Below are 9,681 nucleotides of genomic sequence, written 5' to 3'. Positions count from 1 at the left end.
TGCATGCTATATTTTTTTCTCATTTAACATCACCTCCGTTTCATTACTTTAGCATTTTTCTGGTGATGTTTCACTACGGTCTTTTATTCGGCGCTTACGAAAATATTTAGTTTAAATATTGTTTCTTTCTTGTTGGCAAGAGATATTGAAGTTGAATTAAAAAAAGATAAGGATAATAAGATTTATGGTGTAGTAGAAAATGATATATTTGATTTGCTGGCAGAGTATAAGAATAATAGTTTTCTGCAAAAGTTTTTATATTCGTATTCATTATTAAGAAAGAGAATAAAAAAATTAAATTGAGTATCAACTGATTTATTGGTTGGTGCTTTTTTATTGTAAAGAAATATTAAATTAAAATTATAGGAGAAAAACAAAATGGTATATAAGAATAAAACTTGGTACAAGGACTTTTCAGAAACACTTGATAAAGGTGAGATTGGAGAAAGTGCGTTTATTCAGTTGGCTAAAGGGTTAGATAATGTTGTTGTTTATGATTGTAGGAAATTTGACTTCTGTAGAAAACGTGATATTGATTTTATAATATTTATTTATGATGAAGATGATAAAATTGATTGCAAATTAATAGAAATAAAAACAGAATATTCTTATGGGAAGTATTCAAAAGATATGCAAAGGTTCTGGATTGAGGATATTTCAAGCCAGAAACAAAATAGTGATGGCTGGTTTCGCTACTGCTCATGCGATATAATGGTTAATGTGGATGCTATTAATAATGTTATGTATATGTTTGATTTTAATGGATTAAAAACATACATTGATTTATATTATGGAAACGATAGCAAAAGAGTTGATTATAAGAAATTAGAATATGGATCAACTGCTTATGTTGTTAACATACAATTGTTTCTTAAATGGTTAGAAGATAATGGGAAGTATTATAAGATTGTAGATATGAAAGAGGTGATATAAATGAAGAACATGGAAGGATTAACTGAAGCACAATATAAAGCAATAGCATTATTAGTATGGACTGATAAAGGTAAGCAAGAAATTGCGGATGAAATAGGTGTACATAGAGTTACTTTGTATCGTTGGTATAAAGAAGATGATTTCATGAATGAATTACAAAAGGAAAGACGTAATAAATTTGTAGTTTACGGAGACGTTGCAACAAAAGAGTTGATGAAACTTGTTAAGGATGACAGCGATAAACGTACACAGTTACAAGCTATTAAGATGATACTTGGTGAGAATGGATTATGTTCGGATAAATTACAAGTTGAGAATACCACAACAACAGAATTAAAAATTACATTATTCGATTCTGAAGAGGAAGAAACAGAGGAATAACAGGTAAATTGGTTGAATTTGGGAATGTATAGAGTATTCATTGATTTTAGTGGTATCTGGTAGTAAATCATTAATTATGTCGCAAAACAGAAATTTTGCTCATATAATCTATATTATACAAGATAGAAAATATAATAATGCAAGTATCACAAACGTTGATATTGCAAGGTTAATGATGATAGTTCGTTGTTTTCCTTGCTTTACTTATGTAGAAATGTATAAAAAACAGTACTTTTTTCATACAATGCAATGAATATTTATTAGGATAAAATGAAAGCTTTAATAGGGTGTTACCCCTTTATAAATACATATGGCTGTTAGTAGGCACTATAATTTTCACAGACTAAAAAATAACCTTTATAAACGTTTTAAGACATTCAAATATCAAATAGCACAATTACTCAACAATAACATTATCGTTCACACATGAACGTTTAAAGGTCTGCAAATGGATGATATAACTATCAAATTCAGTATGATTTTCCCGTTAGAGCAACTTTAAAACAAACGCAATTATTCTATTAATTAATTACTCAACCAGCACTATTTTATTAAAATTTAATATCAAAACAAGCTAAAAAGTACCCAAAAGGTACTAACAAAAAGGGCATGAATAATGTTCTTTTTTTATGTAAAAAAGTAGGTGAAGAAAATAGCAAAAAAGAAATTTAATATTGATAATTTAAAAATAGATAAACAACTATTTAATGAAGCATATTTACCTTATTTATTTGATTATAGCCACAGATACAATTTATATTATGGTGGCAGAAATTCTGGAAAGTCATATTTCATAGTAGACAAGCTAATTTTACTTGGCATAAAAGAAAAAAGGCGAATGTTATTTCTGATTAAACAAACAAATAGAGTTAATGAAACTATTTGGCGAATGACATTAGACGCTTTAGAAAAATTTCAACTATACGAATATTGCGAATTTAATCGTTCAGAACATACAATTATTTTTCCTAATTGCACTTATATTAAAATGTCTGGAATGGATTCTTCTGAAAAGGCTAAAGGATTTGTAGATATTGATTGTGTCTGGTTTGAAGAATGTACTGATTTTACTGAAGAAGATATTGATGCTATGGATGGTACTTTAAGAGGTAAAGTTAAGAACAAAATGTTGTATTTTTCAATGAATCCGATAAGTATGCAAAATTTTACATTCAAATATTTTGGTTTTGACACAGGTATAATTCCACCAGATACATTTATTTTAAAAACAACTTATCTTCAGAATAAATGGTGTGATGAAAAAGAAAAAGCACGTTTAGAAAGATTAAAGGAACGTAATCCAGCAAGATATAAAATTGAAGCATTAGGTGATTTTGCTACATTGGATAAATTAGTTTTCTCTTATAAAACTGAAAAATTAGATGTAAATGAATTAATCAGAAATAACCCTGAACTAATTACTTGTATTGGAATGGATTTTGGATTTAACGATCCTACAACTTGCATTTTATCACTTTATGATGAGAAAACAAAAACTCTGTATGTATGTGATGAGATATACAGAAAAGGTTTAACCAATGCTGAAATTGCAAGGTTAGTTAAGGAAAAATGCTGGCATAAAAATATAATTATTGCCGATTCTGCTAATCCAAAAGATATAGCTGATTTGAAAAAAATGGGGCTTACTAAAATTAAACCTTGTAAGAAAGGTAAAAACTCAATAATTTCTGGAATAAGAAAAATGCAGGAGATGGAAATTATTATAAATGAAACGTGCGAAAATACAAAAGCAGAATTTGATAATTACTGCTGGCAAAAAGACAAAAATACACTTCAATATATTGATATACCAATAGATACTTGGAATCACTGCATCGATGGAATTAGGTATTCAATTCAAAATATACGAAAAAAGGCACGAATCTTAACAGTTAAATTATAAAAATAGAAAAGGATGTGATAATTTTGTTTCAAATTTCAAAAGATACTGAATTAACGACAGAACATATTAAAAAATATATAGAAATATTTAAAAGTCAATACTTACCTAAATTAAAAACAAATAAAGCATATAATGATACAAAAAATACGTCTATTATGAATAGGGTTATAGCACAACCAGATAAACCAAATATTAAGATAGCCACTGCATATAGCAAATATATTACAACTTTGATTTCTGGTTACTTTATGGGTGGCAAACCTATTGCTTATACTATACCAAACGAGCAATTAGAAGCTATTATAAATAATAATATGGAAAAAGAACAAAGTCATAATATGGCAATTGAGAAGAAATGTTCAATATATGGTATAGCTGAAGAATTACTGTATTTAGACGAAAATAAAGTATTGCAGATGACAAAATTAAACCCTGAACAAGTCATATTAATTTATTCAAATGATATTGATGGTGAGTTGTTATATGCTATTCGTTTCTTTGATGAAACTGACATATTAACTAATAAAACATTAACTAATATTGAGCTATATACTAAACAAGACATTAAAATATTCAAACAAGAAAACAATATAATTACACTTATTGAAGTTAAAGAACATTTCTTTAAGGAAGTACCAATAAATGTATTTTTAAATAATGATGATATGACAAGTGATTCTGAATGTGTACATAAATTAATTGATGGTTTAGATATAGCTTTATCAGACACTGCAAACTTTAGAGCAGAACTCAATGACAGCTATTTATGTATTTACAATAGCAATATTTCAGATGAAGAAATATTAAAAATGAAATCGAACAGAATATTTAGTATTGATAGTGATGAAGGCAGTTCAGCTAAAATCGAATGGCTTACTAAAGAGACTGCTGATACAGAAAATGAAAATTATAAAGATAGACTTGAAAACATGATTAAGAAATTTTCATTTGTACAAGATTTAGAAACTATTGCAACAAGTCATGTAACTGCTGAATCAATAAAAAATGGAAGTTATGGTATTGAGGGAATAGTATCAGAAAAAGAATCATTTTTCAAACAAGCATTATTAAGACGTTTACAACTTATCTCTAATATCTAAAATTTGTTTGGAAATAACTTTACAACTGATGATATAAAAATACAATTCTTTAGAAATATACCAAAGAATTTAACAGCAATTTCAGATAATGTATCAAAATTAAAAGATACAGTTTCAAGAAAAAGTTTGTTGCAGCAGATACCTTTTATAACAGATATAAATGCTGAATTAGAAGAAATTGAGAAAGAACATAAATTAGATAAACAAAAAAAACAGAATACACAAGATAATTAATCACCTTGATGGTGTTTTTTTATTGTCTTTTTTAGTATCAGACATTAAAGAAATGCTTAAATCTCACTTACGAGGGAGAGTAAATTAAAAAATAAGAAAGGTGTACAACTTATGAGGGGTACAAGGTGTAAAAAATGGAAGATAATAAAAACGTTGACGTTAACAATAAAGAAGCAGATAACAAGGAAATTAACAAAATAGAAATAACTCAAGAGGAGTTAGATAAGAAAATCCAACAAGCAATTTATACTAATTCTCAAAATGAAAAGAAAAAGTATGAAAAGGAATTACAGAAACAAAAAAGTTTAATGGAAATGGATGAACAATCCCGTTTAGTTGAAGAAAAGAAACAGCTTGAACAACAATTAGCTGAAATTCAATTAACTAATTTAAAATATGAAACTGCAAAAGTTTTAAATAATAAGGGAATGAGTGCAGAATTTGTAGATTTCGTAGTTGGTAATGACACAGAAACAACTCAAGCCAACATTGAAAATTTAGATAAGTTATTTAAAAAAGCTGTATCAGAAGAAGTAAGTAAAAGAGTTACTTCAACTGGCACAAAGAACAGTAATAATTCCATAAACGGAACAATGACGAAAGAACAGTTTAGAAAAATGAGTATTGCTGAACAAACAAAATTGTTTAATGAAAATCCAGAACTTTATAAACAATTAACTAACAGATAGAAAGTTTGAAATGATATACAACTTTCTTTTTTTTATGCAATAAAACAAAATAATAATAAGGATGGTACAAATAAATGGCAACAGGAACAATATATAATAATGTAGTAGTAACAGATAGAATTAATAACGCTTTAAATACAATGCTTGAAACAAGAACACTTATGACTATTGATGATAGTTTACAAGGTTCTGACGGAATGACACAAAAAATTAAAAAATATACCTATACAGGTTCTGCACAAGAAGTAGCAAAAGGTGAAACAGCTAATGCTGGTTCAGTTGGATATGTAGACAATGATTATACAGTTAAAAGAGTACAAGCTAAATTTGTATATAATGATGACGATGCTATGCAAGATAGCAAATTTGTTGAAGCAGGAATTGACGGAATGCCAAAATCAGTGGTTAATTATGGGAATAATAAATTCTTTGGTGAATTAGCTAAATTTGGTTATGGTGTAGATGGTTCAGTTTTTAACTATGATTTAATCGTAGATGCTATTGCTTCTATGGATGTGGAAGATGAAAACGGATTATTTATTCTTGGTGGAAATGATTTTAAGAAAGCTATAAGAAAAGATGATGATTTTAAATCAGCAAATCAGGGTGAAATATTGTTTACAGGACAAATTGGGAATGTAGCAGGAAAACCTGTTATAATTTCTAAATTAGTACCTGCTGGAGTTGTTTATGTTTTTACAAAAGAGGCAACAAAAATGTTCTTAAAGAAAGATACTTTTGTTGAACAAGCACACAATGTAGAAACTAAAGATAATACAATAGTTGCAGACCAATATGTAATAATTGCATTAGTAGATGATACTAAAGCAAGAAAAGTTATATTAGGTTCAGCAGTAGCAAGTGCAACAGCTTTTAATGTTGTTCAAAATGCAGAACTTCCAACAGAAGTAGAAGTAGTTTTAAATGATGGAAGCAAAGTAAAAGTACCAGCAGTTTATAAAGCAGTTTATTCTACAGCTACATTAGGTGTTATTTCATCCACTAAAGTAACAGTTGGTGGAAAAGACATTGATGTTGTAATAACAGTTATTGCTTAATAGTTTAAGGGGTGGGGAAACTCACCCTTATTTTTTTATATAAAAAAGGGGTGAATAAATTGACACCAATAGAAAATATTCAAACGCTTACTGGTTTTACAGATACAGCTAAGATTAACGCATTAATTGAATTAACCAAAAAAGAAATAGAAACATACTCAAAAAGAGTATATAACACTTTGACTATGGATTCTTTATTAACTGAAATGGTTATTTTTAAGGTGCAAAAATTAGGAAATGAAGCTACTAAATCATTAACATATAATGATACAACTCAATCATTTTTAACTGATTATCCAGCATATATTATAAGACAACTTGACGAGTTAAAGAAAAAGGTGAGGTTGTTATAATGATAGCACATGAAATATTAGAAACCAAACTAATTAATCAATATAGTAAGATATATAGTATATTCGCTCAGAATAACGCCCTAAAACTCAATTTAAGCGAAGATAATACTATAAACGGGTTAATTCAAGACGTAAAGTCAAACAATGCAAATAGCACTTATAAAAAAGAAATTATTACACCATACAATACTTTAAAGACAGGTGATTATATAACTCATACTTGTAATGGAAAAAGTATCAATTATATAATTGAAAGTCAAATTGATACAGAAATAGGTTGTGATAAAGCATATTTATTGGAATGTCCATTTAGCGTAAAGATATTTGACTGGAATTTTACAGATATAAGAGAATACCCAATAAGCTTAAAAACCAATAATGGAAGTTTAGGGGTAACTGAAGGTGCAATAGCAATAACAGCTAATTCTTCTTTTGATATTATTATTAAATATGACGAACATACCAGAAGTTTTGTTAAAAGTGATAATATGATTAATGGAATTGAACACGCAAAAATTATGAGGGTATTAATTGATGGTATGGCTTTTTCAGTTGTTGGTGTAAATCATTTGATTTCTGAAGGTTTGTTGGTTATATCAATAGAAAATACAAATATAAATTCAGCCGATAATTTAGACTTGGGTGTTGCAGATTATACAACATATTACAGAGAACCGATTGATTATAACAAATTAATTAATGATGAAATTATAAAATATGAAACTACAGCTAATGTAACAAAAGACATTTTAGCAAATACCGACATTACTAATACTATTAAAAAATTGAAAACAGGACAAACAGCTAATACTGGTATAAATGTTTATGTTTCAGCAGTTGATGCAGATAATTTACTGACATTAACAGATGGTGTTGTAACATTGACAAGTCAAATACCATTTGAAGGTTTAGATAATTTAACTACTGTCACATTAATATTTACAGCAGGTGGAATATCTAAAACATTATTAGTTAATATTACGATTGAAAAGCAAGATGAGGTAATCACAGATGAAGATATAGTTAATGCTGAAATGTTGAAATATAATTCAAGTGCTGTAATTGCTAAAGATGTAATTGCAAATACGGACGTTACTTCAACAGTATTCAAAATGATTGATGGACAGACAGCTAATCCAGAATGCAATGTAATTGTTTCTTCTGTGGATATTGATGCTTTATTAACCTTAACAGGTGGCGTAATTACTCTTACAGATATAATACCTTTTGAAGCTACTGATAACACTACTACCGTTACTTTATCATTTACAAAAGGAACTGTAACTAAAACTTTACTTGTAAATGTAACCATAACAAAACAAGATGAAGTTGCCCCACCTAATTTAGTTATAACAGGTAATTATGAAGATTTGTGTATCGGTGACACGAATGAATATACCATTAATACAACTAATCCTGTTATTTGGGGTGTGTCTAATGAAAATAATGGCTTAACTCTAAATACAACTGGTACAAGTAATATCTGTACAGTAACTGCGAAAAGTGATACTAATTTAATTGGTAAGCAAGAAACATTAACTGCTACAGTAAATGGATTTAATTATACGTATATAATTTATATTGTATCTATGATTTAAGGGTGGTGAGTTGATGGACATAGCACAGTTAATTGAAAATTTTGGTTTCCCAATTGCAGTAACTATTGCTTGCGGTTATTTCATATTTAAGATGTACAATAATATGGTATCAGAAAATGCTACAAGGGAAGAACGCAATTATAAAATGATGGAAAAGTTCTCTATTAGTATAGAAAAATTCTCTACAGTTTTAGAAGTTTATGAAAATCGTTTAGGAAATATAGAAACTGATGTAAAAGTAATAAAAGATATTGTGAATAAATAATAGAAATGGAAAATAGAATAAGTAAAGGGTAGTAAATGGCTACTCTTTACTGTATTATAATAAAAAGAGATAATAATGTAAAAGGAAGATAATTAGAAGTATAAGGGAGAATATTAAATGGAAAATAACAGACCATCTATAAGTCAATATTTAGTAACAACATGTTTATTAGTAATAGATGAATTAAATGAACGTTACAAAGGTATGAGTAAAGAAGAATTAAAAAAAATTGCTAATGAAAAATTTAATGAAATGGATATTACTGTAAGGTTAGGAAACCCTTTTGGACATATGGCACATTACTCTGTTGGAGATAATGGAAAAAGTAAAAATAAGAATAATCATGATATATTTATAGAACAGAAAGATTTTATAATTGAAGTAAAATTTCTAAAAAATTGGAAAAGTGGTTCTAAAAATAATACAAGTTCAAATAGTAAATCTTGGAGTGAATATCAAAAGGATTTCGATTGGCTTATTTCAGAAATAGATGCAGGTAATAAAGATAACAGGGCTTTTGTTATTGGTTGGTTTAACTGTGTTGAATACTTTTCTCAACTTATGCAATTAGGTACTAACCCTGGTGTTAAGACATTGTTAAATGAAGAGAGAGTTGTTTATTTTCCTTTTCTTTATAAAATGAAAATTCCCACCTATACAACTGATTTAGCATATAACTATTCATGGGCGTATAACCCAATTCCAATGAACCTTATTGGAAATCATATTGAAAAATATAATTGTATGTTTTTAGGAAATCAAAAAGACTGTTTTCATTTTGCAATATATTATTAAATTATAATTTTGACTAGAATTATGCTAAATTACACATAAAATAGTTGTTCGTGTAATTGCGACAATATATGACAACAACAAACATATCACAATGATAAATTAATAGATAAACTTGACATTAAATGAGTAATAATATACAATAATTTTATACACAAAACACCTATAAACTATAGAAATCAAACCTATAAAGTGTTTTAGAAAAGTTAAAAATTAAGAAGGATTTATTTGTAAATTTTTTACAGGTTAAAAGGTTAAAAACGTTCAAAATTACCCATTGAAACAATCAACAGTATATTTGGGTACACGATTCATAATAATAAAGGAAAACCAACAAACAGTGAGTTTATTGCAATGATAGCAGACAAACTTCGT

At 27.7% G+C, this 9,681-nt stretch carries 9 protein-coding genes and 2 pseudogenes; all 11 read left to right on the top strand.

Features of this window, described 5'->3' with window-relative positions; all coding sequences use genetic code 11:
* Positions 1-378: 378 nt before the first annotated feature.
* Positions 379-933 carry a hypothetical protein gene (locus tag SA378_RS10945; protein WP_318526020.1) on the top strand — a complete coding sequence of 185 codons (555 nt, stop codon included), beginning with the start codon at positions 379-381 and terminating at the stop codon, positions 931-933.
* The gene (locus SA378_RS10940; RefSeq protein WP_318526019.1) at positions 934-1,314 is read left to right on the top strand and encodes a phBC6A51 family helix-turn-helix protein; all 381 of its coding nucleotides are present in this window, start codon (positions 934-936) and stop codon (positions 1,312-1,314) included.
* A 643-nt stretch (positions 1,315-1,957) separates the two neighbouring features.
* A complete protein-coding gene (locus SA378_RS10935; protein ID WP_318526018.1) occupies positions 1,958-3,217 on the top strand; it encodes a PBSX family phage terminase large subunit in 1,260 nt (419 codons plus the stop codon).
* A gap of 14 nt (positions 3,218-3,231) precedes the next feature.
* A pseudogene (locus SA378_RS10930) lies at positions 3,232-4,551 on the top strand (phage portal protein).
* A gap of 134 nt (positions 4,552-4,685) precedes the next feature.
* Positions 4,686-5,240, top strand: a complete 555-nt coding sequence (locus tag SA378_RS10925) for a DUF4355 domain-containing protein (RefSeq protein ID WP_318526017.1) — start codon at positions 4,686-4,688, stop codon at positions 5,238-5,240.
* A 74-nt stretch (positions 5,241-5,314) separates the two neighbouring features.
* Positions 5,315-6,298 (top strand): hypothetical protein, encoded by a 984-nt coding sequence (locus SA378_RS10920; RefSeq protein ID WP_318526016.1) that lies wholly within the window; start codon positions 5,315-5,317, stop codon positions 6,296-6,298.
* 59 nt (positions 6,299-6,357) lie between these two features.
* On the top strand, positions 6,358-6,651 hold the full coding sequence (locus SA378_RS10915) for a hypothetical protein (protein ID WP_318526015.1): 294 nt from the start codon (positions 6,358-6,360) through the stop codon (positions 6,649-6,651).
* The gene (locus SA378_RS10910) at positions 6,651-8,249 is read left to right on the top strand and encodes a hypothetical protein (RefSeq protein WP_318526014.1); all 1,599 of its coding nucleotides are present in this window, start codon (positions 6,651-6,653) and stop codon (positions 8,247-8,249) included. Before SA378_RS10915 ends, SA378_RS10910 begins: the two co-directional genes overlap by 1 nt.
* Positions 8,250-8,262: 13 nt before the next feature.
* Positions 8,263-8,514 (top strand): hypothetical protein, encoded by a 252-nt coding sequence (locus tag SA378_RS10905; protein WP_318526013.1) that lies wholly within the window; start codon positions 8,263-8,265, stop codon positions 8,512-8,514.
* 117 nt (positions 8,515-8,631) lie between these two features.
* Positions 8,632-9,309 carry a hypothetical protein gene (locus tag SA378_RS10900; protein WP_318526012.1) on the top strand — a complete coding sequence of 226 codons (678 nt, stop codon included), beginning with the start codon at positions 8,632-8,634 and terminating at the stop codon, positions 9,307-9,309.
* 261 nt (positions 9,310-9,570) lie between these two features.
* Positions 9,571-9,681: pseudogene (locus SA378_RS10895) on the top strand (sporulation initiation factor Spo0A C-terminal domain-containing protein); the annotation flags it as partial.

Origin of the sequence: Sedimentibacter sp., assembly GCF_033447055.1 — a bacterium.
Taxonomy (GTDB): Bacteria; Bacillota; Clostridia; order Tissierellales; family Sedimentibacteraceae; genus Sedimentibacter.
The sequence above is the reverse complement of the archived record's forward strand: the minus strand, read 5'-3'. Positions and strand labels throughout refer to the sequence as shown.

Coding starts and splice junctions, on each gene's coding strand:
- SA378_RS10945 (WP_318526020.1), top strand. CDS start 379: ATGGTATATAAGAATAAAACTTGGTACAAGGACTTTTCAGAAACACTT.
- SA378_RS10910 (WP_318526014.1), top strand. CDS start 6,651: ATGATAGCACATGAAATATTAGAAACCAAACTAATTAATCAATATAGT.
- SA378_RS10940 (WP_318526019.1), top strand. CDS start 934: ATGAAGAACATGGAAGGATTAACTGAAGCACAATATAAAGCAATAGCA.
- SA378_RS10920 (WP_318526016.1), top strand. CDS start 5,315: ATGGCAACAGGAACAATATATAATAATGTAGTAGTAACAGATAGAATT.
- SA378_RS10905 (WP_318526013.1), top strand. CDS start 8,263: ATGGACATAGCACAGTTAATTGAAAATTTTGGTTTCCCAATTGCAGTA.
- SA378_RS10925 (WP_318526017.1), top strand. CDS start 4,686: ATGGAAGATAATAAAAACGTTGACGTTAACAATAAAGAAGCAGATAAC.
- SA378_RS10900 (WP_318526012.1), top strand. CDS start 8,632: ATGGAAAATAACAGACCATCTATAAGTCAATATTTAGTAACAACATGT.